Source organism: Cyclobacterium plantarum (genome assembly GCF_011290685.1).
GTDB lineage: Bacteria > Bacteroidota > Bacteroidia > Cytophagales > Cyclobacteriaceae > Cyclobacterium > Cyclobacterium plantarum.
Window position 1 is genome coordinate 215,836 of the sequence record NZ_JAANYN010000002.1, and the last position, 25,857, is coordinate 241,692.

Below are 25,857 nucleotides of genomic sequence, written 5' to 3' on the forward strand. Positions count from 1 at the left end.
TACGCTTATTTTTAGTAGAACTATTTAGAATTAGATGCCAGGATATATTTTTATTAAATTGAAATTAACATTTAATCATCATTGAATTAACTCAAAAATCGAATTAAATGCTATCCGGCTTAAATGTTTGTAAACAATCCATCTGTTCTACATTGGAACCCGCCAGACAAGCCTCGCCATGAAAATGCCTGCTTTAGCAGTAATTTCCTTTAAAACCTTGGTGTCAATTGCTTCTTAAAGGCTTAAAAACTATGGTTTTATCAGGATTAATCTTCAACCACATGAAAATGGCCAGGATATTTAACAGGGCTCCAATGATAAAAAATGGAGTAACGGATCCGGTCCAATCCCTTAGATAGGGAAAGGCCAATGCGGTGATAAAGGAACCTATATTTCCAGCCATGTTCATGGTACCTGAAACAGCTCCGGAATGTAATTTTCCAATATCATTGCATAAGGTCCAGGAGGGACTGATGGTCATGTCTGCTCCAAAAATAGCAACGGACAAAAAGAAGATAGAAGACATGATGTTTCCGGAATACAAGCTGGCCAACAGCCCAAATGCAGCCAGACCGAATCCTATAACTGCCGGGATGGTTCTGGACCACTTGAACCGGCCACTTTTGTAAATCCGGTCCACGAGCCATCCGGAAAACATGTTGCCAAAAGCTCCTGCCACCAGGGGCAGGGAAGAATAGAGGCCGGCCTCGATATTGTCCAGCATAAATTGCTCCTTGACATGAGGAAACAACCAGGTAAGGCAAAAGAAAAACGTGAAATTACTGGCAAAATATTGTCCCATGGCCAGCCACAAATTCCTGGACCTGACCAGGGATAGGACGGAGAATGCGGAAATTTCTTCCTTTTGCTGCCTTGACCTTTGCAGCACAATTTCCTCCTTTTCATATTCAGATACCAGGGGATGGTCTTCGGGATTGTCCCTGAACAGAAAATACCAGGCAAGTGCCCATACTATGCCCAGAAGCCCCAGCGTAAAAAAAGTGTTCCTCCATCCGAGCGAATCAATAACAATGGCTATCAAAGGCAGAGCAAATGCAGCACCAAACCTTCCCCCGGAAAAATTGATCCCATTGACAATGCCCCTTTCGCTGATAGGTATCCAATGATAAACCGCCTTGGATATGCCGGGATAAGCTCCGGCCTCCCCTACACCAAAGAAAAACCGGATAAAAAACAAGCTGATAAAATTGGTGACTGCACCCGTCAAGGCGGTAAAAAGAGACCATAAACTAACCACAGCAGCCAATGCCCTCCTGGGACCAAATCTGTCGGATAAAATGCCCAAAGGGGTTTGAAAAAGAGCATATCCCAATGCAAACATGGACAATACCCAACCAAATTGTTTATCACTTAATTGCAAAGCATCTGTCATGGGCTCTTTGGCCACCGAGATGCCAATCCGGTCTACGTAGACCAGCATGGATAACAGAAATGTTCCCCCCACCATAAAATACCGGCTTGGGATGATTGGTTTTTGTTTTAGATTACTCACTTTAATTTTGGGTTTTTTGTAAAATGACTGTACTCAGTTTAAATAGCAGCACTTAGCGTCCTGATATTATTAATGGTTAATCCCTCATGCTTTCAATTCCTCCTTCAGTTTTTTTTCAATGACTTCTTTGGACTTGATCAGATGAGATTTCATGGCCTTTTCGGCTGCATCGGGGTTTCCATCCAGAATTGCGGCAACGATATCCAAATGGTCCTGAAGGGTATGTTCAGGGGGGCGGATCAAGCCTATCCTCTCAATATAAGTGATCAGATTGCCTTGCTTGAACAGTTTGTACAAGTACCTGTTCCGGCACTTTTCGACAATGAAATCATGAAACTGGGTATCGGTTTTTTTGTAACTTTCATATTCTCCCTTTTTGCTGTTTTCATAGGGTTGAAAAAATTGTCTGAGCTTTTGGGCATCGGCAGGGGTAATATTTTTCGCCAGAATACCGGCAGCTGTGGATTCCAGTGCTATCCTGCAATCAAAAATTTCAAGTATTTCTTTATTGTCTATGGTTTTGACTTTAAATCCTGTTTTATTCTTGGGTTCAATAAGGTTTTCGGATTCAAGCATGTGCAGGGCGACGCGAAGCGGTGTCCTACTGATGCCCATTTGCGCAGCCAGTTTTTCCTGAATAATTTTCTGACCGGGAGCCAGCTTCCCGTTTATAATCATTTTTCGAAGCTCCCGGTAGGCTTGAATGCCCAATTCATCGTTTTTCAGCATTTTCTTAAGGTTTTGATAAGCTATAAATGTTTTTAGTATACAGTATACAAAATACTAAAATAGGAATTTATGCTCATTTTATCTGGCTTACCGGAAAATTAGTTTTTGTACGGTTTGACTGGTAGATGGCTTCAACCACCTTCAGGGTTTTGAGATAATCCTCAATTCCCGTTTCAAAGGGTGTATTGTTGATAATTCCATTGATAAAATGTTCCTGACAGGCATACACACTGTCTCCGGAAAATCCAGTCTCAGTAGGCTTAAAAGAGAGTTTATGCACCGGCATTCCCAGAGGTTTGATGGATATTTCTCCATTGGTGTGCAGGATGATGCTTCCCTGATCCCCTTCCACCAACATTTCTCCAAAGGTAAATCGGGCATTTTCGTGTAAGGGCTCATTGTACCGATTGGCATCAAAAAGGGCAGTACACCCAGATTTAAAACGGAAAAAAACCATTCCGGTATCTTCTCCCTGAATGATGGGATTGAGGGTTTTCAGGTTGGCGAAAACCTCGCTCACTTCTCCTTCAAGAAAACGAAAGGTATCCACAAAATGTACCCCTGTCTCATGAATCAGTAACCTGGGCATGGTCCTGAAATAGGGCTGCCTGTCCAGATAGGCATTTTCCCCCCAGCCATCTCCAAGCCTCATTTTGAAGGTATACTGAAATATTTTTTTTCCAATTTTACCCGCTTTAATCAATGATTTTATTTCTCTATACCATGGCTGAAAACGCCAATTTTCGTGCACCATAAAGCGGACTTCTGCATTTTTTACCAGATTCCTGATTTCCCTGGCTTCTTTGTAGGTATCAGCGAGTGGTTTTTGACATATGATGTGAATCCCCCTGGATATGGCTTTTTCAATGATGGCCCTATGAGTCACCGGAGGGGTTACAATGTCAATAAAATCTGGCTTTTCCTTGTCCAGCATGGTTTCCAAATCAGCGTACACTCCTGGAATCTTGAAGTTTTTTGCATATAACCTGGCCTTTTGAATGTCCTTGTCACATATTGCCATTAGTTCAACCTTTTCCATCCTGGACCAGGCATCCCCATGGAATTGACTGAAATATCCAGCGCCTACAATTACCCCTTTTAGTTTCTTCATCATTTTGTCGGGTTTGCAGTAAACAAATCATAAACCCGGGCCAGGCTCTCCGCATCTCCCACGTTCCCGGGATATACCACATAAGGCATTCCTGGAAACCTGGTTTCTTCTCCCATCTCCCATACAGGCACCCCGGCGATGATTTGGCCCAACACCATGCCTTTTTTCATATGTAAACCCTTCACGGCGATGTCATTGGAGGTAATGCCGCCCTTGGCAATAAAGAATGCCGGTTGTATGTTGATATTTTTGACAAGATTCACCAGAAACCCGGTAACCTTTTCTCCTATGGCCAGGCTTTCCTCCGGGCTATCTCCTGAGATCAGGTTTCGGGAGGTATACACCACCGGATGAATTCCGGAAGTCAAACAAGTCTCAATATTTTTCACCAGCTCCTGCAGATAGGCTTCATTTGAAATTACTGCTGCAATGATTTTCTCTACAGCAACAGGAATGGCTTTAATCCCTTGCTTTTTCAGGAGCTGCTCAAGCTGCGAAGTAGATTTTTTTACATAGGAGCCTACAATGATCAAACCTCCCAAACCAGAAAATGACGGTCTGTTTTGAGGATGCCAGGCCAAAGGTCCCATACCCGAAAAAGCAGAAACAAAAGAAGCGGCTGTTCTGAAGTTAAAGCCCTTGCCTTTCTTAATTAACCGGTGAAGCGCCAAACAGGTTTTTTCCAGTTGCCGATAGGTCGTATTGTTGATCACCATTACATCATCCTCACCAAGCGCATCCAACCTATCAAAAATGGCCTTTTCGCCCTGTTCAATATCCGATATGGACAAACTTTTAACCGCTTCTTGAGGTATTCTTCCTCCGGTTTTCTCTTCTACCCATTTGGTCAGGTCGGCATTCGAATATCCGAAACTTTTGTCCTGAGCAAATACCGTCTCAGACACAGGTATTTTCTCACCTTTTTCCACAATATAATGGACATTGTCTTCGGTAATCCGCCCTCCTTCAAAAAAAGCAGGAATCAGCAGGGTAGGCAGATTGCCAGCTCCTGCGCCATGGCTCAAAGCCTCCACTTCAGATGGGTAATAACCCCTCAGGGTGGAATCACTTCTGCTGATTACCAAAAACCTGCGTCCTGTATGTTCAGCGGCTTTCCGTAAATTTTGCCCGATTTCCCTGGCCCTTGCTGTCGCCTCCCGTTGGGTAAGGCTCCTGGTATTGGCCAGAACAAAAAACAATGGCGTTTTATTCATAAATTCATCCAAAAATGCCTGCTCAGTCCAATGCCCCAGCACCGGTACATCATGAGCCGTTTGGGTGCCTGTAGGGTCGTCATCCACAATTACCAATGTTAGTTGCTGCTCATAAAACAGCTTCCTTATCTCCTTCTCGTAAGGTCTGTCCAGGGGATTGTTGCTTTCCGTCATGCGTTATGTATTTTCCAATGGTCTTGCCAAAACCCTGGCTGGAGCACCATCTCCACCCCCTATTTTCAGTGGCAATACCATTAATTCCACTTTTTCTGTTTTTATTTCATCTAAATTGCAAATCCCTTCCACTATAATGACCCGGCCTGAAAACAGGATGCGGTGAATCAGGGTCACTTCCTTCAAATCATTGACATTGGCAACGGAGGGCGGTTCTACGGCCAATAAATTCAAACCCATATCTACCAGCCATTGGGCTAGGTTTTCGCTGATCCGGGGCAACTGATTCCTGTATTTATGGGGATCTGAAATTGAAAATTTGCTCCAACCGGTTTTAATGATTAAACCCTCGCCCTTAATCCAATCATCTTTTAAATTGCCCAAATCATGGACATCAATTTGATAGGAAGGCTGAACCCCCGTCAAATCCAATATGGCGGCCTTACAAATCAATCTGCTCAAAGGCATTAAGTCAATGGTAGGACCCTCTACCCCAAAATGTATTGGAGCATCCACATGGGTCCCGGAATGACTATACATGTCAATATTAACCGCATTCCAACCGTCCTTCTCAAGATTTTTGGCTTCCCGGATCTGAACTCCGGGCATGGAGGCATCAATGGTCTGTGTAAGGTCTATCCAATCCATGTTTATGCATTCAGTGCTTTAATCACTCCAGCAGCAAAGTCCTCTGTCCTGGCAGTACCTCCAAGATCTATGGTTTTTACCCCCTGCTGAAATACAGTTTCAATAGCATCCACTATTTGGCCTGCTGCCGCTGTTTCACCAAGATTTTCCAGCAAGATGGCACCGGACCAAATGGTACCCACCGGGTTGGCAATACCTTTTCCCGCAATATCCGGCGCTGAGCCATGAATGGGCTCAAACATGGAAGGAAATTCCTTTTCGGGGTTGATATTGCCACTTCCACCCAAACCGAGACTTCCCATTATTCCGCCTCCCAGGTCACTCAGTATGTCTCCAAACAGGTTGGTGGTGAGGATGACATCAAAATATTCAGGGTGCAGGATAAAATTGGCACTGGCGTTATCGATATACATTTTTTCCAACTTTACATCCTGGTATTTCTCCGATACCTCGCTGATTACTGCATCCCAATATTTCAGGCTATGAATCAAGGTATTTGATTTGGTGACATTTGTGACCTTTTTTCTTCTCTTTTGAGCCAGTTTAAACGCAAAATGGGCTACCCGCTCGATTCCCTTGCGGGTAAAGATACTGGTGTCCGTAGCCAAGCCTTCCGGGCTTTCAGGTCTAAAGAAAGCTCCTGACTGCACAAATTCCCCCTCGTTGTTTTCCCTGATGACGACAAAATCGATCTCTTTGGAAGTCTTATTCCTTAACGGACTCTCCAAACCCTTAAAAAGTTTGACCGGTCTGAAGTTTACATATTGTTGAAATGCTGTCCTCACTTTAAAAGTGTACAACTTTGCCGGCAAGGTATCATCTACTTCTGTAAGACCGACAGCACCAAAAAATACAGCATCAAATGCTTTTAGGGTGTCCAAACCATCTTCCGGCATAAACGCACCCTCTTTGAGATACCTTCCTGCTCCCCAGTCAAAAAAAGTGTAATCCAGTTTAAAATCAAATTTTTTGGCAGCCGCCTCCAAGACTTTAAGTGCTGCAGGTATAATCTCATGGCCGATGCCATCGCCTGGGACTATTGCTAATCGATACGTTTTCATAAAATTAATTTATTGTATTACTGATTTAATTCTTTTTTTTAACTAATTATTATTGTTGGGGTATAAACCCTATTTGGCTTTTCCACCTGCCCCGTGCAAAACCAAAGCCGTCACCCTCGGGTACCTTTCCATTGGAATGTGGAAGGAACTCCACCTGGATTAAACTTCCCTTTTCTATGGTAATGTTCTTTACCTCCACTACATGCGGTGCGTACTCTTCAATATCCTTTCCATAAATGCTGGGATTCTGAAAATTCATTACCTTTTTGCCCCCAATTTTTAAAACATAGAAACATTCCCCATCCGATTCCAACAGAGAGGTAAAATGGATAGAGTATACTCCAGAAGGCTGTTTAAAGGTAGTGGTGGCCGCTGCCCATTGGTCAGTAGGTTGCTCCACAGTATTTACTGCGATGGCATTTCTGGCTTTGTCGTAGTAAGCAGGGGAAAACCCTTCTACTGAAAGGTCCCATGCTGCCGGTTCTTGAAGAGGCAGACTCCTTTGACATTCGTATTCCAAACCTGAATGCCAACCATGCAGCTGCGCAACCAATGCAGCATCAAATGCCTCCTGCGAGTCTGTTTGCTTCCCAAGAGCAGAATGAAAATTGTCCGTTATTCCTGAAAACAAACAAACATTTGCTATTATGGAATAAATGATAAAAGATTTCATATAAAATTTCTATAGTATGTCAAATACATAAACGGAGTCAAATCTACATTAAAATTTTCCCCCGGTTATTTCCTTCACCAGGTCAAAAAAACCTTGTTTACGCTCGGAGTTGATGCCCCAGTCAACAGGCACACTTTGATATCCCTCTTCATAAGGCTCTCCATCTCTTCTGTAATCAAAAAATCCCCAGGAAACATAATGTTCTACTGCCACGGTGAAATTGTTTCTCTCTTTGTCAAAATCATAATGATCGTCTTCGTTGACCACCACCGGCATGGGGCGGTACCCTTCTACCTTCCTGGTATTTTTGATCAGGGTCTCCATTTTTTCCGGTGTATTCACACCATTGCCATGAATTAAGATATAATCAGAAGCTTTGACGACATTGGGATTGGGAACGGTATTTCCTCCATAACTGGTACTTACAAGAAGCCGATACCCATTGCTCTCCATGGTTTTTACCAGTTCAATGAGCTCATGTACCCTGTCCGGCATGAGAATTTCGTGCACATATGCTTTGACATTGCACTCATTGTTAACCTCTATCAACACGTTTCTGTATCCCTCCTTTAAAACCCAGTTTACCGTATTTTTTACCGCATTGATCACCGCTTGTTCATTTTCCAGATTTTGGTCCTGCCCAAAATAGAAAATACCCAACATGACCACCATTTCCAGGTCATCGGCTTTGTCCAGGACGCGCTTTAACCGATCCATATAGGCCGGTCTCAATTCACCGTCCGGATGGAAAGGTGAATTGTACCATTCCTTATTCCCATAACCGGTAGGACTTCCCCCTTGCATATTGATGGTAAATGCATTCATTCCATATGATTTCCACTCATCCATGGCCGCCACAAATTCAGCAGTATTTCTATCCGGATCCCATTCTCCTGTATCCGGATAACCAAAAAGTTTTCTGGTTTCCGGATTCAGGTCATCAAAAATCCCCTGCACCATGCGGGAATTCATCAGTAGCCCCTCTATTTTGTTGCCTTTCCAGGTCCGGCCTTCGTAGGTAGGCTTTCCATTCACGTAAAAGGCCTCTCCCTTTATCGTAACAACCGTATTTTGTGCGATGGATTGTGTGGCCAAAAACCCAGTCAAACAGGTGATAATAAGCGTCAGTGTGAAATAATGTGGTGTTTTCATGATATTTAATTTAAAGGGATAAGGAACTTCAATAGCATTATTTTTACGTATTCCCTTTGCTATCAGGGATTTTTATGGAATTTTACAAATCCAATTCTTTACTTTTTCCGTACCAAAATCACCCAATCTTCCTTCACATCCTCAGGCGGCATGCCCAGGTTTACCCATCCGGGACCGGTGACCTCCGTGACATTGCCTCCCTGTATCCTTGGCTTTTTGATATTAGGCAGTGCTGAAAGCACCGAAGCCGGTTCACGGGAATAGGTTTCTTCGATTATCATTTCCTTTCCTTTTTGAAGTTCACCCCCTGTTCTGGGGTTGTACCAGTCCACCGTATAGGTACCGTTACTGCCCTGCAAGTTAAGTGATGCCCCACCTCCTGCGGGGAGATAAATGACATACAGTTCACCATTGTCGGTGAACACGAAATCTTTTTCACTACGGGTCAGACCATTGGCATTTTCCATCTCCCAAAAGGGAATATTGTTGTTTTTGTAAAAATCCATGGCATGACGGGTATAGTCCCACAGGGCATCCCGGCTCCGCCAATCTTCCATATTCAGGTCATTTTGTTCTTCGGAATAACCAAAATACCATTCTACCCCATCTCCTCCGGCAGCGATGGTGGCCCAATAAGTGGCTCTGGCCTCATCCTGGTTATAGTTATCATCGTAGTCATCAGTAGTCACACCAAGACCTCCGGTACCGGCTTCATCCATAGACACATTCCACTTTCTTCCTGCACGACGGGAGGCATTGACCCAATAAGAAATCACATCAAAATTATGCCAGGGACGCATGCTATTGGTCTGGATGGAGGGGCCTTCAAAATATTCAAATCCTAATAAGGGAGTATAGGCCTGTTGATATTGGCCTGGGAAAGTATGTGTAACTACAGGGTGATCGTAGGGGTCCAGGCTATGAATATACTGGGCATCTGACTTGGCATTCAACTGATCCGGGTCATTCAATTCTTCCCAAAGATCGTGTTCCTCTCCCAGGTTCCAGTTTAGGGCATGATGGTGGGAAAATCTGGCAATCAGTTCCCGGTAATAAAGTTTTCTCTCAGGTCCCAATTTCCCGCCATTTAGCAACTGGTCATTTTCATTTTCATGGGTTTTGAAATGAAGGAACATGCCCAAGTGATCTCCATGGGTAAAGACCATTTCCCATTGGGCCAACTTGGAGACATCATAGCGGTCCACCTCCTGATGATTGATCCAGGGCCAAATATTTTTGCCATCTCCACCTGCCGATAAAGTCAAAAATGAAAAAGCATTCATCCCTTTGGCATTCAGGTAATTCAGGGCACCAATAAGCCCCTTCCCCTTGTTGTCTTTCCATGTAGGATCTCCCGCTTTCCAATCCTGAATATGTGCTTCATACTTTTTCAATGGAGTGGCTCCACGGCCATCTTTATGCTGAGTGCTTCCCCAAATCAAATTGTCGCCATAATCTTTTGTAAGGCCGGAATGGGTATAAGTGCCATCAAAATCAGCATACCCCAATAACGTTTCCGGAGCATCGGCTCCGCCTTTCATAAACCATTCCCCGTTATCGAATCGCAAATAATGCTCTCCCACGTATCTGAGCATTCCTTTTGCCCTGTGGTCTGCCCCGCTTTTGTCCGTGTCGGAAATAGAGATTGTTCCACTTGCTCCATTAAAAGAAACGGGTTCTCCCGCACTGGAACTGGTACTCACTGCAATATTTTCTCCCATTCTGAAGGATGCCGTGTAAGTCCATTGACCGGTTTTAGGTGGGGTAAAATGCACTCTCCATTTGTTTCCGGAAGTAGCACTTGTTTCTGCGGCATTTCCGTCTGCGGCAAAGTACCCCGGTACGACCAAAGCATCCGTTCCATCTTCATGCCTGAAGGTAACATTTAACCTGTAGCCACTGAAGGGATTGTATTCATCGGTTTCGCTGGCCTCAGGTCCATCGAAAGTGAGTGTGACCGGGTGCCATTTTTTTAACTCTCCATCTACAGAAACATTTGCCTGGGCAAATAATAAATTCGGACTGGTCAAAAGTGTAAGCACTAAAATTAATACCAATGTTGATTTCTTCATGTTTTTTGGGTTTAGGTTATTTTGGTTTGTATTCCTCTCACTTGTATTCATTAATTAAACGACTCACTAATTTTTTTAATAAATTGACTTTTAATTTTATCGGTAATTTCCCCATCGCTTTGATCAAGGCCCAATCTTACAATCACCATGTTCCATTCAGGGATAATGAATATATTGTTGTTGTTATGGCCCCATGCTCCAAAGGTGCCAGGTGGGGCATCAGGCCATTTCCGCTCCCCGTTAGGTAGGATCCCGTTTACCCACCAGTTGAATCCATATACCCCACTGCCTTGCAATCCACTATCAAAATGACCCAAAGGAATTGAGCTTGGTACCTGAACAGCACTTGCCTGGAGAACCCAATCTTTTGGGATTAACTGTTTACCGTCCCAATTACCTTGATTTAAAAATAGGTATCCAAAACGGGCGATTTCTCGTGCTGAAATGAAAATGTGGTTACTATTATTGCCTGCACCTCCATTGATTTTGTAGCCCTTGTGATCACCAAAATCACCCCATTGCCACTTTTTGGGGTTGATTCCAATCGGATCCAGTACGCGATTTTTAAGAAGATCCTCCAAAGGCTCTTCTGCAATCAAGGTCAAAATAAAGGCGAATTGATTCATGGCTGAATCCCAATAGGCATATTTTGAACCTGGTGGTCTAAACAAGGGTGCTCCGGGAATAAAGGGGGTAGCACTTGGACCATGGGTATAATTTCCCCTGGCCTCGTCACCCTGAGCCCTGTACCCGGAGGTCATGGTGGTAAAATGTCTCAAAGTCAAATCGGGATAATTTTCTCGCATTTCAGGTACAATATCACTTACCGGTGTATTGAGGCTGGCCTTACCGTCACTTATCAACAGGCCTAAAGCGGTACTGGTAAAAGATTTGGTTACTGACCACACCCCATGAACTTTGTCCACATCCTCACCTTCCCAAATGAGGTACCCATTCCGAATGATCATCACCTCCTTTACACCGTCATGCCCGGAATTATCTTCTAAAAGTTGAATCGCCTCTTTTAACTTAGAAGAACTTAGACCCTGTGATTCCGGTGTGGTTACCTCCCATTTCTCTCCCGGGAATACTACATTTCCCCTCACTTTTAGCGTATCCTCAGGAAGTCTTTTATTATCCTCGCAGATGTATCTATCAATACCTGGTTTTCCTTGTAAACAATAAACATTTATAAGGAAAAGCTGAAAGAGTATAAGATATTTAATACCAGGATTCATCGGAATATTTTAAAATTAAATTTTACCGTTTATCGTGCGTTTAAAGATTTTCTATTGGTTTAAAAGGGTCGGCGAGGCGATCCTTGATAAAACTACTGATTTTTTCATGTCCCATCTCCTTATCTAAAAAACCAAAAACAGCGACAGCCTCTGTATTACTCAGGGCGTGTTTATCATCATCCCTTCCAAAGCTAAATATGGCCATGTTATCAGGTTGTACCCATCCTTCGTCTCCGCCTTCACTTACTCCTTTGGCACCTACATATAAAATGTGATCGGCATCTTCATCTACAAAATAAAAGAATGGAGAAGGGAAGTTGTTGCCAAAATCCGGGTTTAGATAACCAAGCCCTTTACCGTGTTCAAATTTTCGGTGAACCCCATCTTCTAATACATAATACTGCTGATCAATATCCATTTCCCCACCAACAGGCCCTTCCCAAAGGAAGGCGAATAAATCATTCGCCTCCAAAACTTCGATGGCAGCATGGCTCGGGAAGAAATGGTAGCGAATCTTATATTTTTCATTGCTTGATGCCAATACCATATGGCGTCCTTGAAGCGTATCTGCAAAATCGATTGGTTTTCCATCCTCGCCAATCCAGTAGGAGGATCCCCCTCCTCCACGGCAAGGATGCCCGAAACCATCTGAAGCAAAGTTGGGCCACCCTCTCCATTCCCGCTTATCCACACAGTTATTGCTAATCCAATCCAGGCCTTGCTCATCGATCGCTGAATTAAATCCTGTCGATGGAGCTCCCGTTTCGGCATGTCTTTTTTCAAAGTGCCAGGTGCCATTTGCCGCATTGATCTTCCATGTCACATAGTCGAATTGCTTCGCTTCAATCACCAGAACATTTTCCACGCTACCCTTTTCAGCATTTTCTTGATGCGCAGCTTGTCCACAGGCAGCCAATAAAAACAGGCTTAAAACTAAAATCCGAATTTTCATGTGCTTGTATTTTTTTTTAAAACCACAATTTGCCCGCACCGAATAGTGGTATAGCCCATCCCACACTTTGGTGAGGGGCTTACATTTTGTCCAGGTAGTTGCCGGGACATCCACTTGCGTGAAGCTATCATCATGCTCAGTTTAATGAACCAAGGAATAAATGGGTCAAAATTATTGAAGTAGTGCATCTTTAACCTAATTTTCAAATTCTTCAGCAGGTACTTTGTGAATGGTTTTATGAATCATGTGATTTAACTCCTCCCCTTTTGCTGTAGTAATCTGATAACTTATTGACATGACCAATCCCAATGAAGCGTCAATCATATCGGGCAAGGCTTCAAGTGTACCAAGCGAGGTATTTACCGCACCTGGTTTCAAGGCAGGAATTTCTATAAATACTGATTTTTTATCATCGGATAAGCGAATTGCTTCAATCTGTACCTGGTCGGGTTTGGTTTCTCCGGGATTGTCCACGGAATATTGCTTACCCCGCGTACCATATTGACTTGTCCAGGGATAGGTCCATTTTTGCAATTGGTAATTTTCTATATCAACAGCAAGTTTAGAATCTAATTCTTGTGAAAATTTTATTTCAATACCTCCTGCTTTGGTTTGCACGGCTATGGGCACATTTAATGCCTGCCCGGTATACCTAACCCGGTGAAAAGAACCCCAGTCTTCACCAATGGATTGCCAACTGGTCATCCCTGCCATGTATAAATGTCCGTCATCGTGAAAACGGCCTCGCTCCAGACCTGATTTAAACAAAAGCGGCAGGTTTAAATGGGCCCCCTGCCACACACCATTCACCTCTTCCTTTAGAATCAGGGAGAGGTTTCCACGACCATAGGAAGCCAATAAGAGGTCATCCCTGAGTTCTTCCGGCCATTTGTCGCTTGTGATAAACATGGGTTTTGCTGGAGAATTGTCCATATAATGGGGCGTCCAAACAACAGGGGGCTCAAAGGAATCAGGAGTTTCAGTCTGATGGGCGGATGGTACAAATCCGTGGAAGCCCCCTTGTTTAATCCGGTGCACCTTGCTTGTAGGTACCCAATTGCCTTCATTATCTGCGTAAATCAGCTCACCATCAGGGCCCACATCCATTCCATTGGGATTACGAAGTCCTCTTGCAATAATTTCCAGTTGCTCTCCATCCGGAGATAATTTAAAAAGCACGCCGTGATGGGGCGTTATTTCTGCATTTTTAGCGGGCCCTTCTCCCCTGAGGTAGGGTGGCCAGGGAGTTGATTTGGCAAAATAAAAATTTCCCTCTGCGTCGGTTTCCAGATTTAATGTGAACGCATGAAAATTGGTGGAAGCCATGAGCTCATTATTAAAATTCTCATAATAATCTGCAAATCCATCATCATTTACATCATGAAGCCTGGTAATTTGATCACGCCCGATCACATAAATCTGCCCATCCACTACTTTTACGCCGCTGGGCTGAAACAAACCGGTTGCGAACCGGTGCCATTCTAATGTGCCTAACTCTTCCTTTATTCCATCGACCAACCATACATCTCCACTCAGTGAAACCACTACGGCACGCCCATCGGGAAGAAAATCTACGTCCATCAAGCGGATAAAAGATTTCCAGGGATTATCTGAAGGAATGGTGAGCTGATCTACCTTAAATGGTCCTTCTTCCTCTCCCATCATTGCTTCCGTTTGTACGGGTTCCCACTGATCAGGCCCAGGGGATTTAAAATTGGACAAATCGGATACAATCCTGGCCTGATCCAGGTAGGAGGCCATATAAGTCGATCCCTGGCCGAAAAGTACCGGGCCGATTGAAAGCTTGAATTTTACGGCTTGTTGTAACACAGGAAGATCCAAAATAAGGTGACGATTGGCTACCCTCCATGTTGGTTTAACATCAAAAATGCCTTGCAAACCTACGACACGGGTATTGTTGCCTACCTTTAAGCTGATATGTTCCTTTGAATCAGCAACCGAAACGATCTCCATTGCTGCATTTTCCGGTACCTGTAGTACCCGCAAGGAGATCGTTTCCTTAGTGGGACTCAAATTTAGGGTTCGGGTAAACACAGGATGACCATCAACCAGCTCGAATCCAGGTAATTCGAGAACATCGCTATTACCAACCGAATAGGAAAAAAGAACCTTATCGCCATTGATATAAAGCCCCTTGTAATGCGCTTGCTTTTTTGGAATTGGTCCATAGGGCCAGGTCCTGGGATCATCAAAATCTCCATCCAATGACCATCCCGGCGTTTTGCTGGTTTCAAAATGAGTGATCCCATCAGGACTGGGCCAATCCTCCAATCCATCACGTCCTAAATACCAATGCAGGAAGCCTCCGGTCCAGGCACTGGCAACACGCAATAAGTCCGTATCAAAAGTCATTACTGCCTGATGGTCTGTTCCCAACTTGACTGCGATTCCTTTATTCACGAAAATGCTACTTGTCGTCAGCGGATCATGGGCAATTGTAGTGGTTACAAATGGCCCATGGTCCATTGGGTTCATATTATCCGAAGGTTGAAACTGGGCTTGAAGGGGTAAAGACATGCATAAGCAGGTAAATACAAACAATGCTGGGATTAAACGTAGTTGTCCTTTTGAATTTTTCATTTGGCCTGTGGAGATCTTATTGATTTAACGATCAAAATAGTTTTAATTTAAGCATTAATTTACTTTTGAATGAGCAAAAATACAGATGGGAATGATCCCTAAATGCTAATCAAGGACAGATTTATTTTCCAGGAATATGACATAGGCTTTTCCACCCAGGGCGTTGTTGTCAGATGGGCTCCAGGGCTTTCCTAATATATCCAACATTCCGTTACCCGTAACATCTCCAAAAACAATTTCATGACCACCCAGATTGATATCTGCTATCACATGCTCCTTCCACTCAACGGTGGCATTATTGGACCAGGATGGACCCACTCCAAGGTTTTCCCACAGAAAATAGCGGGGATTTTCTTCTCCATTAGCACCAGGGCGGGCGCGTTGCCAGTCTTGTTCGGCCGAAATCACATCAGGTTTGCCATCACCGGTAAAGTCTGCTACTCCGAGGGAATGCATTCCGCCCAGGATCCTATCACCCCCGGCGATTTCGTGTCGGTGCCACTGAATGGCACCACCCTCATCAGGGCCAAGATTTTCCATCCACCAAACTCTGCCTCCACGCATCTCTTCAACTGTTTGCACCACATCAGGCCTGCCATCCTGGTTGATATCAGCCACCCATGATCTGGCAGCATTGGCCGCCCAGCTTGGCTCCCCTTCCGGAAGTGGCATGAAAGGTCCCAGATCATGCTGCTTCCATTCGGTTCCCTTGCCATCTACATTTTCAAACCATACATCGGTACGCACCAGGTCTATATCGCCATCACCATCCAGATCACCAAATCCTCTTGGAGCCACGCCGCCATGGACCGCAGCTCCAACGTCATGCCGAACCCAGGGATCCCTGGGATTACTGGGAATGTCATACCAGCGAAGATTGTGTTTATCCGACATGGTAATCACATCCATACGACCATCTCCGTTTACATCAGCCACGATTTGGTCGTGAATAGAGCCGTCGGTTATCTCCTGATCGAATACAATTTGCTCGAAAGGGGTATTCAGATCTCCCGAATTCCTGTACCATGCTCCTCCTACCAGATAGTCGGGCAGTCCGTCACCATCCACGTCAAGTACGGCTCCTCCGGCATCTGTAGGAGGGTTTTCGCCCACAATGTATCTGGACCAATGCCCTGGCTCATGAAATTTGTAAACATATATTTTTTTGGTTCCCCTGGAGCTCATGATGTATTCCAGCTTACCATCCCCATCCATATCTGCCATTCCAGTGTTCGAAAATGCACCGCCTATAAGATCGTCGTCAATAATGTGCGTTCTGAATTGGATATTTTTCTTGCTACCCTGTGCCGTACCAGAAACAGTCGTACCCAAAAAGCCCAAAAGAAAAAATAACAAGGTGGGAAGCATGGAAGCCTCTTTGGTGAAAATTGAAGATTTTATGAATACCATGATTTATATGTTTATAGTTTTAGTTCTTTATTGATTCTGTATTAATAATACCGATACCAGCCAGCTATTTACTCTGTTGAAATCAACCGCCCTTGCATTTGCGTCCAATGGGCCGAATAGGTGCAGATGTAGGGATAGATACCAGGTGGTGGCACCTTGAAAGAAAAGGATACCGTATCACCTGCATGAGCCAGGGCACTGTATGCGATAATGCGATCCATTTCTTTTTCGGGAATCCAGTCATTTGCTATCGCCCGCAAAGCGGCAACCCCTACCGGTCGGATATCCTCCTCTCCTTTGACCAATACAATATTGTGATTCATATCACTTCCATTGATATATTGAATGCGTAGAATCTCTCCGGCTTTGGCCTTGATCTCCGGAACGGAGTAACTCAGATCAATTCCTTCCGTTTTGATTTCTACTACAGTGGTATCAGCAGATCCGTTGCGTTTGGATGAAAAAGTATTGGTGGTCGATTCATCGTCCATATTTACCCTTTCTATGCCAGTCAAGGTTGTGGAAATGAAAAAAGATAGCAGTAAAAAGCTAAAACCTGATATAATTATTTTTCGCATAAATAGAATATTTATTTAGATATTAAAGATTAAGTTATCATTGCTTACAGTTGGTAATTTATTATTTATTTTCAGTTGCTTCCCGGCCTACCCAAACTTTTTTCGGAGAAGCTCTCACCTGCAAGCAGGCAGGTGTCCTAAAATCATCGCGCTGCATGTCATACGCATCTCTGCCTAATGCAAGTTCGGTTTCATATTCCAAAGGTTGGGGAAAATAGATTGCAGTTGGACCTACAAAAAGTTAAATCCCCTTAAGGAAAAGTTAATGAAGTTAACCAAGTGTTAATTGGAGACAACTATTTTTTCCAAACCCCTTACCAAGGCCCATTCACGTGAGCTTTACGTTCAACAAATATTTGAAACGTCACTTAGTATTATTACACAGCTATCCTTTATTTCCTCTTATCATTCCATTTCTTTGTATTATTAAATCTGTAGTTTTCTTCAGCTAAATAATTCTCTTTTCATTTTATCAACAATCACTTATTTTCAGACAAACAGATTTATAGGTTTAACCAATTTCATTTCACTTACTGTATTTTATTGTCATGATCTGTTAGAACCATTATAAAGAGAGAATAAAACCAGGCTTTATTCTCTCTTTACCAGACTATCAGGGTGCCTGGATAACAATTGGAATGCTATGATTCCAATCAGAACTTTGACTAGACCTGGCTGCCACCCGGACGTGTAAATTCCCTCCTCCCCTTTCCTGGGACATGCTCAGCAGGTCAGCGTCAAGTGGTACAGTTGCTGATCCTGAATTACCATCAAGGGTCACCTCTCTGGTCTGCCACCTGGGGCCATTGCCAGTATCCACTCCCACCTTGGCAACGGTACTCACCAACACAACTCTCTCCGCAGCCTCATGCCCCGGGCTGGGGCTTATTTCATAATTCACTGTAAGTTGGCCACCAGATATACTCACATTGGGCTGTGAAATAACCAAAAAAGGTGTAACGGTAATGTTTTGTTCTACCGGGGCTCCTGCCAGGTCAACGACAAGTTCACCAGGACCAGGACCATCCACGGGTCCCTCGATCCAGACATCATATGACTGGGGATACAAATGCAGGTTGGCATACGAACCATCCCCATTTACTCTCAGTTCAAGCGGAACCCGATCTTCTTCTCCTAAAACAAAAACGGTAAAAGCCGGATTTGAGGCATCCCCAGACACCGGGTTTCCGTTTTGATCCACAATCATACCGCTGATCTGACCATCAAAACCAAAGTCTGTAATGGTTTCTTCACAAGCTGACATTGTGGTAATACAGACTGCCATCAATGCCAAAATGGGTATTTTATTTATTTTTATAACCTTCATTCTCATCATGATTAAATATTACATTTTTTAATAGGGATTAGTGATACCAATCCTTTAGTAACCAGGATTCTCGACCAATGCTCCATTGGTTTCAATTCTGGCAAGTGTAATTGGATTATAATAATGCTCCGGACGAAACAGGCGCTGTACAGTTTCCCCTTGAATAGGAAGGAAATAATATTGTCCGGAATCATCGTGATAAATCACCCGGACGCCCCCCACAATCTGGCCATTCAAGGCATCTTGGGCAGTTCTCCATCTTCTAAGGTCATCCCACCGATGGCCCTCATAGATCAACTCACTCGTTCTTTCTATTCTCACACGATCACGGGTAATGGTTGCCGCATTCAAAGGTATCAATCCTACCCGCTCGCGTGTAAAGTTAAGATGCATGGCCGCACCAGCCATATTTCCGAGTTCGAATTCGCTCTCTGCTGCGATTAAATACATTTCGCCCAAACGTAACTCTTTCCAATTGTACGCTTCCCTATCATCGGGTACAAAAGGGATTTCGGCTACTAGTTTCTTAAGCAAAAAACCAGTAGATGGGAAAAATTGATTGGCCTGTCTGCGGCTGGCATTACCGACAGAGGGTTTCCCGTTATAGGATACGCCAACTTCCGAAATGATTGCGTCCGGATTGGTTCCCCCAACTGTCGGATCTATGCCCTCATATAAATTTACTACGTTACCTGCATAAAGATCTCCTTCAAAAAGGACTGTGGCGTACAATCTTGGATCTTTATTTGTCCAGGGCCCATCACCCTCTGCATACAAATTGTCCGGACCCAGTTCAGGTGTACTAAAGGTCCCATCCAAATTTTCAAAGTGGTTGACCAGTTCCAGGGTAGGATTCATTTGGGAGCCCTGGCCTTCAGAATAGGGCGTTGGTTGATTCTGGTGGGCAAAGGCATGGTTAATTTCTACACCATTATAAATCCTCTCAAAGATGGTTTCCGCATTTGAGTCCTCAACGCCAATGCTAAAAAAGGTTTGTACAGGATCTGAACCCTGGAGCAAGGAATAATTACCTGAATCAATTACCTGCCGGGCCGCAGCACTGGCTTTTTCATAGAATTCATTGGCTCTGGATGATGGAATACCCGTTAGCTGGTTATCTGCCAGGGTTCCAAACTTTGCGATTGAAGCTGACCAAAGATTTGCCCTTGCCTTGTAGGCATAGGCAGTCCAGCGGTTAACCCTACCTGTTTGCTCAGGATTTTCCGTCAACAGGCCGGCCGCTGCTTCCAGTTCAGCGTCTATAAAATCGGCCAAGGCCTCTTCCGTACTTCTAGCCAGATATTGTTCCGGGACCTCCTCAAAGGGATCGAGTACAACATCAACCAGGGGTACTCCCCCATAGCGCTTTTGCATTTTGAAATACGTCGCTGCACGCAATACCCTGACCTCACCTTCCATTTGGCTTTTAAATGCTTCAGATAGCGCAGATGCCCGGATATTTTCAATAAAGAAATTCAGGTCCCTTATATACTCGTAATTCCATAATCCTTCACAATCAGCGTTTAAATTCATTCCCCCGTGGGTTCTACAGCTAGTGGATCCTCCTCCTCGTTGGGTACCCAAATCGTGATGACCCAGCGGCCCGGCAAAATTATGACCTCCATTCGGGGTAGAAAAACTGGTAAAGGGGAATAATGCGTACAAATCAGCAGCCAATGCCTCTGCAAAGGCTTCATTTTCAAATACCTGATCTGCACTTACAAGGTCCTGAGGCAGCTCATTGAGGTCAAAAACATCTCCGCAGGAATTCATCAACACCAGAAATCCAAGCAGGACTGGTGTAAGTGCTTTATATATATTTTTTCTGAATATCATAACTTAGAAAATTATTTTGGAAATCGGTTTATTTTCGGTTTAGAAATCAATTTCAACTCCCACATTGACCACCCGCGTCTGTGGATGGTAGTTACCGAAAAACTGTCTAGGGTTTTCGTCAATCTCTGGATCCAGAAAATCAATGTCTGAAAATGTCAATAAGTTGGTGCCACCTGCATACACCTTCACTCTTCTTAAACCTAGTCCGTCTATAAGTTCTACCGGAAGGGTATACCCCACTTGAAGCTGCTTGAGACGCAGGTAGCTCCCATCAATCAAGAACATATCATAATTACTATTGAATCTTCCAGATGCCCTGGGCCACCTGGCACTGGTAGCACTTACCGCCGGAAGGCCAAATTCATTTTCCGGAATATAGGCCTCAGTGATGTCTTTCTGCAGTGCCACTCCATTGGACGGGAACGGTGACTCAAACTCACTCCATGTTAAATTCCAACCAAATCGGGAAGCACCTTGCCAGAAAGTCACAAGCTCAAGCCCTTTCCATTCGACTCGGGTTTGAAAGCCAAATGTCATCCTTGGCTGGGTACCGGAAGTAGCAATATACTGGTCCGCATCGGTGATCCTTCCGTCCCCGTTCCTGTCTATAACCCTCGCATCTCCAATCTGTATGGAGCGATTTCCATTGCCATCTATATCTGCCCAATTATCGATCTCTTCCTGGGAGGCAAAAAGACCATCCGTCTGAAGGTAGAAAACATTGACATTATTCCTGCCACCTGTTATTACCCGGCGACCAATCTCCTTCTCCCGTCGTTCGACCTCTTTGTTGATGAAATCAGGTTCATCGGTGTTGATCACAGTTTCTTCATAAATCCCGAAATTACCTCCAATGGAATAATTCCAATTGCTGTTGATTGTATTGTTATGTCGCAGGCTAAGTTCCAGCCCTCTGTTTTCAAATTCCTGGAAATTTTGCTGAGGCAACACTGCCCCTACGACTGGCGGTACATCCAAAATCCTTTGCCCGAGCACATCAAAACGATGTCTGCGGAAGATATCGAAAGTACCTTCTATCATCCCCCCCCAGAAGGAAGCGTCCAAACCAAAATTGACGATGTCCATTTTTTCCCAGGTAATATTTGGGTTGGGAAGCCCGTCTGTACTGATTGTCCGGCGCAAAAGATCGTCCTGAAAAATGTAAAAATTGTCAAAAGAGAAAGTTGGTAAAAATTGAAAGTTACCTGCTGCATCAAAACCCAGCCTTCCCCAGGAACCCCGAAGCTTCAAATAGGTCAGGGAATTCGATATACCACTATTCTGCATAAATCCTTCATCGGAAATATTCCATGCGCCGGAAACAGATGGAAAGAATCCCCAACGGGAATCTTCCGGAAACCTCATGGAACCGTCGTACCTTGCGCTTACCTCCAGGGAATATTTGTCGCCATAATTGTAAGCAATTCTGCCTATGTGGCCTACCCGCTTATTCCTGTTGATTACATCATTGTTAAATTGCTGACTGGGTGGTCCCGCACTCAATTGGGCAATCGGAAATTCATAGCCTATTCGACTGGCATCAATTCTTTCAAAATCCCGCTGGATAAATTCAAACACATACATACTTGTAAGCGAATGATTCTCCCCGAATGAATGGTCCCCGTTTAAGAAATACTGGAAATTGATGTTTTCGGTTTGGCTGTTTTGTCTTTCTACTCTGGTGTCGGCATTGAGTGCGCGAACAAACTCATGCATCTCCGTATCTGGGTTGTACCTATATTCAGGAGCTCTTTTCTGGAACATCTTCTCCTGCAGACTGGTGCCCTGATAATTAATAGTAGCCCTGGTGCTCAAACCCGGAAGCAGTTGATACTCCCCTCCCAGCTTAAAATCTATAAAACTTCTGTGAAATTCCTGTGAACCTCCAATGTCTGCACTCGCTAAATTCAGGGGATTTACCGTTTGGCCTTCCGGGGCTCCTCTTGGAAAATCGCGATGACCACCGGGTAATTCCACCACTGAATGAAATGGACGCCAACGTCCGCTACGGGCAAATATTCCCTGACCCTGCGACCAGTCCGTGCCTTCAAAGGCATTTCTTGGACCATAAAAATCCTGCAGGTTGTAACTCATGTCAAAATTAAAACTAAATTTATCAGTTACGTCCACATCAAGGTTTCCGCGAATATTGTAGCGTTTAAACCGGGTATCTGTTTCCCCAAAAACATTGCGTTCCAGGCCGGTTTGATCAAACACATTACCGGATATAAAATAACGGGCGCGATCATTTCCTCCCCTGATTGATAAATCATGCGTTATCATCGGTGAAGCGTCACGGGTCACCATATCAAACATATCCACACTTGGATAATTTTCGGGATCTGATCCATCGTTATGGGCCCTGAACTCTTCAACGGTAGCAGGAGTCCAACGAAAGCCTAATCCCCGATCCAGGTTCCTCATATTAAACAAAGTCATGTACTCCCATGAGTCAATGACCTTTGGTACCATGGTTAATCCCTGGAAACCCACATCTCCCCGGTAAGAAAAACGAACATCTCCAGCACTTCCTCTTTTGGTAGTCACCAGGACAACGCCATTTCCGGCTCTTGCACCATAAACAGCCGCCGATGCAGCATCTTTCAGAACATTAAGCTCCTCAATATCATTGGGGTTGATATTCGAAAAAACCGCCTCATCAACAGGTAATCCGTCAACAATATATAGCGGTTCGCCAAATCCCCGAATATTGATCGCCGTCTTATTTTGTCCAGGCTGGCCATTCTGGTTTTTTATAAAAACGCCTGCAACACGCCCTTGTAATGCCTGCCCAACAGTTGGGGTTGACACCCTGGCCATATCTTCCGGATCCGCTCTTGCAATACTCCCCGTTATCCGGGATTCTATTTGTGTACCATAACCAACTACAACCACTTCATCGAGGGAAGTTTCTCCTTCAGATAAGATGATGTCGTATTGAGTTTGGTTTCCTACGGTAATTCGTTGGGACCGGAAACCAATAAAGGAAATGACAATTACCGCACCTTCATCGGCATCAATGGTAAATTTTCCATCGATATCCGTAACAGTGCCCTGGTTAAATCCTTCAATGATCACCGTCGCCCCAGGAATAGGCTCTCCATTGGAATCCTTTACGGTACCCGTTATCGTTTCCAATTCGTTAAAAAATGTTATTGAGCTGGTTGAGCCGGTGTTGAATATTAGGTTATTGGATGATAGTGCGTCGTTTTCATGGACTTTGCTTAGGGAAAACTCCCCGGAAAATCCTTGCTTTGGCACCACAAAAAGTAAAATAATGCCAAAAAGAAAGCACCAAGACAAGCCAAATGCTGTCTTAAGTAATTTATTTTTCATAATTTTAAGGGTTTATTGGATGTAAAACTTCAATAAATGCTGGTCTTATGGCATGCACATTCCCCAATGATCATCACCATAAGGCACTGGTCGGCTGGTTTCAATCAGCCGACTCTTTTTTTAACTGCTGTTGTATACCATATTTTTAATTTTTTATTGGAAATTAATTCTGCTTCCAATCCTCTGAATGAAAAATTCAGCCCCCTCCCTGATCAGTGGACTTGGCTTTTTCCCTTAAGAAGATCAGCATATTTTATTTAAAAGCATTAAACTTTTCAATTTGAGTTGTTCCAATTCAATTGGTCTAATATTCTGATTATTATTACTTTATTTAGCATATCCGGTTATTTCCAAAACACATTTTTTGAATACCGTATACATTTTTACAAAAGTAAATTTATGTAATAATTTGAAAAAAAATAATTTTTTGTAGAATAATTTCAGATTATCGGAAAGGCCTTTGAGAACAATTGAAGCACTGCACAATTAATAATAGGTAAAAAAATCAACTTTTTTTGGGGTTCAAAATATTATTTCTCCAAAAAGAAAAATACTTTAACTTAAATTTGAAATTTTAATGTTAAAAAAAACCATGTTTAAGGTAAATCATTCCAATATTGGTTTAAAAACCCCGATATGAAAGCTGCCTGCCTGGCTCTGGTTTCTTCATTGAAATGGACATGGTCTATGTACAGGTTTTCACCCAGATTCAGGGTAAAACGGTGCAAGTCAATCATCGGAACATCTCTGGAAGAAAAAACTTCATCAGCTACTGCATTGTAAATGGCAAGGTCTGCTGCGTACCTGTAAAAGGATCTTTGATTGGCATTGTGTTGTTCGTCATCCACCGGAGTAGTGCGGATCCAAACCAAAGGAATGCCTCTTTCCTCCAGCAAATCGTGAATATCCTCCAGATTACTACGGTATTGATCCAAATTGACTTGCCGTTCTCCTGTATTGACGCCGGTTTTGATATCATGTAGTCCGCAATTGATCAGCATCAAATCCGGATTGAAAGCAGGGTCATTCATTTTCTGTCTGAGATATTCCAGTACCATTCCGGAATCTCCCCCATTGGCTCCGGCAGGATTGTCCAGATTGGCTGAATTAATTCCATCATCTCTTTTGCGGTCATAAACCCAGCTTCCTTTTAGGTATTGTTCCAGATAGGGGCCGTATTGCATGGATATGCTATCCCCGATAACAAACACTTTTGGTAATACCGGTTTATTCATACCGGTTAACAAAAAAACAATCAATAAGAATCCGGAAAGTTTTATGCTTCTCATACATCATTTGGTTTCTTCCTGCATCCCGACTTCTATGCATTTGCACACCGGGTTCTGTTCCTTTGCAAATCTTTTTCCCTGCCGCCACCATTTTTTCATTTGATAGGGTTCGAAGATCAGGCTGTTTTCTGTCAATACCGCAGGAGGATAATAAAAATTAAGGGTCACTCTTTTCCTTTTGCTCAGTAATTCCCCGATTTTAATATCATCACTTGATATTTGATCCAACATGAAATCGAATGCCCTCGTGGTCAATTCCAGGGCATTCCTTACAGGACGTTTCATTTCCCTGCCCGCCCTGGCTTTTAATACAATCACATCTATCTCGGTAGCACCCCGATAAATGGCCTCTGATATGGGTACCAGATCGGCAAAACCACCGTCAGCATACTCACAGCCATCTTTCTCCACCAAACTCATGAATGGTATCATATTGGAGGAAGCCCAAATCCATTCGCAGAAATCATGGTATTCACAATCTTTCAAACGTTTGTATTCTACCGTATTGTTACTCAGGTTGGACACGGTGATATAAATTTCAGCCGTATTTTGCTGCATTCTCTCAAAATCTCCTGGTGTTATGATTTTTTTGATGAGCTTAAAAAGAGCTTTGCTTTCTCCAAAGGTCTTTTTTCCCTTCAAAAACATTTTTATCGTACTGAAGTGGTTGATCCTGGTTTTGAATACCCCGTTTTTTTTGGATATAATAAAAGGATTGGTACTGAATATACAATCCTGGGTCACTGAGGTATAAATGGCTTTTATTTTTTCAATTTCATCTATGGAAAGTAGGGGTACCAGCAAACTTCCGGTAGAGGTTCCCACGAAGATGTCGTATTTATAATTGCAATCCCGAATAAGGTATTCCGCAATCCCACCCCCGAAGGCACCCTTGCTCCCTCCTCCTGAAATAACCAACGCTCTCTTATGTTGCATTTTCTAT

19 protein-coding genes are annotated in these 25,857 nt (G+C 43.6%); all 19 read right to left on the reverse strand.

Annotated features, from left to right (window positions below):
* Window positions 1-223: 223 nt before the first annotated feature.
* Window positions 224-1,513, reverse strand: coding sequence for an MFS transporter (locus G9Q97_RS04975; protein WP_317168719.1), 1,290 nt, complete (start codon window positions 1,511-1,513; stop codon window positions 224-226).
* 84 nt (window positions 1,514-1,597) lie between these two features.
* Entirely contained in the window at window positions 1,598-2,242 is a 645-nt protein-coding gene (locus G9Q97_RS04980; protein WP_166143770.1) for a GntR family transcriptional regulator, read from the reverse strand.
* Window positions 2,243-2,315: 73 nt separating this feature from the next.
* Window positions 2,316-3,356 carry a Gfo/Idh/MocA family protein gene (locus G9Q97_RS04985; RefSeq protein WP_246255424.1) on the reverse strand — a complete coding sequence of 347 codons (1,041 nt, stop codon included), beginning with the start codon at window positions 3,354-3,356 and terminating at the stop codon, window positions 2,316-2,318.
* Window positions 3,353-4,741 (reverse strand): four-carbon acid sugar kinase family protein, encoded by a 1,389-nt coding sequence (locus G9Q97_RS04990; protein ID WP_166143771.1) that lies wholly within the window; start codon window positions 4,739-4,741, stop codon window positions 3,353-3,355. Before G9Q97_RS04990 ends, G9Q97_RS04985 begins: the two co-directional genes overlap by 4 nt.
* Window positions 4,742-4,744: 3 nt before the next feature.
* Window positions 4,745-5,389, reverse strand: coding sequence for a cyclase family protein (locus G9Q97_RS04995; RefSeq protein ID WP_166143773.1), 645 nt, complete (start codon window positions 5,387-5,389; stop codon window positions 4,745-4,747).
* A gap of 2 nt (window positions 5,390-5,391) precedes the next feature.
* Window positions 5,392-6,450 (reverse strand): isocitrate/isopropylmalate dehydrogenase family protein, encoded by a 1,059-nt coding sequence (locus G9Q97_RS05000; RefSeq protein ID WP_166143775.1) that lies wholly within the window; start codon window positions 6,448-6,450, stop codon window positions 5,392-5,394.
* A gap of 49 nt (window positions 6,451-6,499) precedes the next feature.
* Window positions 6,500-7,123 carry a hypothetical protein gene (locus G9Q97_RS05005; RefSeq protein ID WP_166143777.1) on the reverse strand — a complete coding sequence of 208 codons (624 nt, stop codon included), beginning with the start codon at window positions 7,121-7,123 and terminating at the stop codon, window positions 6,500-6,502.
* A 48-nt stretch (window positions 7,124-7,171) separates the two neighbouring features.
* Window positions 7,172-8,275 carry a hypothetical protein gene (locus tag G9Q97_RS05010; RefSeq protein WP_166143779.1) on the reverse strand — a complete coding sequence of 368 codons (1,104 nt, stop codon included), beginning with the start codon at window positions 8,273-8,275 and terminating at the stop codon, window positions 7,172-7,174.
* 98 nt (window positions 8,276-8,373) lie between these two features.
* Window positions 8,374-10,347 carry a DUF5060 domain-containing protein gene (locus tag G9Q97_RS05015; RefSeq protein WP_166143781.1) on the reverse strand — a complete coding sequence of 658 codons (1,974 nt, stop codon included), beginning with the start codon at window positions 10,345-10,347 and terminating at the stop codon, window positions 8,374-8,376.
* Between the two features lie 50 nt (window positions 10,348-10,397).
* Window positions 10,398-11,585 carry a serine hydrolase domain-containing protein gene (locus G9Q97_RS05020; RefSeq protein WP_166143783.1) on the reverse strand — a complete coding sequence of 396 codons (1,188 nt, stop codon included), beginning with the start codon at window positions 11,583-11,585 and terminating at the stop codon, window positions 10,398-10,400.
* A gap of 40 nt (window positions 11,586-11,625) precedes the next feature.
* Complete coding sequence (locus tag G9Q97_RS05025) at window positions 11,626-12,537, reverse strand: hypothetical protein (protein WP_166143785.1); 912 nt, start codon at window positions 12,535-12,537, stop codon at window positions 11,626-11,628.
* Window positions 12,538-12,732: 195 nt separating this feature from the next.
* Window positions 12,733-15,033 (reverse strand): DUF6797 domain-containing protein, encoded by a 2,301-nt coding sequence (locus G9Q97_RS05030; protein WP_222851921.1) that lies wholly within the window; start codon window positions 15,031-15,033, stop codon window positions 12,733-12,735.
* 210 nt (window positions 15,034-15,243) lie between these two features.
* A complete protein-coding gene (locus G9Q97_RS05035) occupies window positions 15,244-16,548 on the reverse strand; it encodes an FG-GAP repeat domain-containing protein (protein ID WP_166143789.1) in 1,305 nt (434 codons plus the stop codon).
* 68 nt (window positions 16,549-16,616) lie between these two features.
* Window positions 16,617-17,126, reverse strand: a complete 510-nt coding sequence (locus G9Q97_RS05040) for a plastocyanin/azurin family copper-binding protein (RefSeq protein ID WP_166143791.1) — start codon at window positions 17,124-17,126, stop codon at window positions 16,617-16,619.
* Window positions 17,127-17,739: 613 nt separating this feature from the next.
* Entirely contained in the window at window positions 17,740-18,453 is a 714-nt protein-coding gene (locus G9Q97_RS05045; protein WP_166143793.1) for a DUF3823 domain-containing protein, read from the reverse strand.
* Window positions 18,454-18,507: 54 nt separating this feature from the next.
* The gene (locus tag G9Q97_RS05050) at window positions 18,508-20,289 is read right to left on the reverse strand and encodes a RagB/SusD family nutrient uptake outer membrane protein (RefSeq protein ID WP_166143795.1); all 1,782 of its coding nucleotides are present in this window, start codon (window positions 20,287-20,289) and stop codon (window positions 18,508-18,510) included.
* 39 nt (window positions 20,290-20,328) lie between these two features.
* Window positions 20,329-23,625 carry a SusC/RagA family TonB-linked outer membrane protein gene (locus G9Q97_RS05055; protein WP_166143796.1) on the reverse strand — a complete coding sequence of 1,099 codons (3,297 nt, stop codon included), beginning with the start codon at window positions 23,623-23,625 and terminating at the stop codon, window positions 20,329-20,331.
* Between the two features lie 596 nt (window positions 23,626-24,221).
* The gene (locus G9Q97_RS05060) at window positions 24,222-24,914 is read right to left on the reverse strand and encodes an SGNH/GDSL hydrolase family protein (protein ID WP_166143798.1); all 693 of its coding nucleotides are present in this window, start codon (window positions 24,912-24,914) and stop codon (window positions 24,222-24,224) included.
* Between the two features lie 3 nt (window positions 24,915-24,917).
* On the reverse strand, window positions 24,918-25,850 hold the full coding sequence (locus G9Q97_RS05065) for a patatin-like phospholipase family protein (RefSeq protein ID WP_166143800.1): 933 nt from the start codon (window positions 25,848-25,850) through the stop codon (window positions 24,918-24,920).
* Between the last annotated feature and the right edge of the window lie 7 nt (window positions 25,851-25,857).

Excerpts from the sequence above, each read along its gene's own strand:
- G9Q97_RS04995 (WP_166143773.1), bottom strand. The coding sequence starts at position 5,389 with ATGGATTGGATAGACCTTACACAGACCATTGATGCCTCCATGCCCGGA.
- G9Q97_RS05005 (WP_166143777.1), bottom strand. The coding sequence starts at position 7,123 with ATGAAATCTTTTATCATTTATTCCATAATAGCAAATGTTTGTTTGTTT.
- G9Q97_RS04985 (WP_246255424.1), bottom strand. The coding sequence starts at position 3,356 with ATGATGAAGAAACTAAAAGGGGTAATTGTAGGCGCTGGATATTTCAGT.
- G9Q97_RS05050 (WP_166143795.1), bottom strand. The coding sequence starts at position 20,289 with ATGATATTCAGAAAAAATATATATAAAGCACTTACACCAGTCCTGCTT.
- G9Q97_RS05025 (WP_166143785.1), bottom strand. The coding sequence starts at position 12,537 with ATGAAAATTCGGATTTTAGTTTTAAGCCTGTTTTTATTGGCTGCCTGT.
- G9Q97_RS05060 (WP_166143798.1), bottom strand. The coding sequence starts at position 24,914 with ATGAGAAGCATAAAACTTTCCGGATTCTTATTGATTGTTTTTTTGTTA.
- G9Q97_RS05035 (WP_166143789.1), bottom strand. The coding sequence starts at position 16,548 with ATGGTATTCATAAAATCTTCAATTTTCACCAAAGAGGCTTCCATGCTT.
- G9Q97_RS05055 (WP_166143796.1), bottom strand. The coding sequence starts at position 23,625 with ATGAAAAATAAATTACTTAAGACAGCATTTGGCTTGTCTTGGTGCTTT.
- G9Q97_RS05015 (WP_166143781.1), bottom strand. The coding sequence starts at position 10,347 with ATGAAGAAATCAACATTGGTATTAATTTTAGTGCTTACACTTTTGACC.
- G9Q97_RS04990 (WP_166143771.1), bottom strand. The coding sequence starts at position 4,741 with ATGACGGAAAGCAACAATCCCCTGGACAGACCTTACGAGAAGGAGATA.
- G9Q97_RS05030 (WP_222851921.1), bottom strand. The coding sequence starts at position 15,033 with ATGAACCCAATGGACCATGGGCCATTTGTAACCACTACAATTGCCCAT.
- G9Q97_RS05000 (WP_166143775.1), bottom strand. The coding sequence starts at position 6,450 with ATGAAAACGTATCGATTAGCAATAGTCCCAGGCGATGGCATCGGCCAT.
- G9Q97_RS05045 (WP_166143793.1), bottom strand. The coding sequence starts at position 18,453 with ATGAAGGTTATAAAAATAAATAAAATACCCATTTTGGCATTGATGGCA.
- G9Q97_RS04980 (WP_166143770.1), bottom strand. The coding sequence starts at position 2,242 with ATGCTGAAAAACGATGAATTGGGCATTCAAGCCTACCGGGAGCTTCGA.
- G9Q97_RS05010 (WP_166143779.1), bottom strand. The coding sequence starts at position 8,275 with ATGAAAACACCACATTATTTCACACTGACGCTTATTATCACCTGTTTG.
- G9Q97_RS05020 (WP_166143783.1), bottom strand. The coding sequence starts at position 11,585 with ATGAATCCTGGTATTAAATATCTTATACTCTTTCAGCTTTTCCTTATA.
- G9Q97_RS05065 (WP_166143800.1), bottom strand. The coding sequence starts at position 25,850 with ATGCAACATAAGAGAGCGTTGGTTATTTCAGGAGGAGGGAGCAAGGGT.
- G9Q97_RS05040 (WP_166143791.1), bottom strand. The coding sequence starts at position 17,126 with ATGCGAAAAATAATTATATCAGGTTTTAGCTTTTTACTGCTATCTTTT.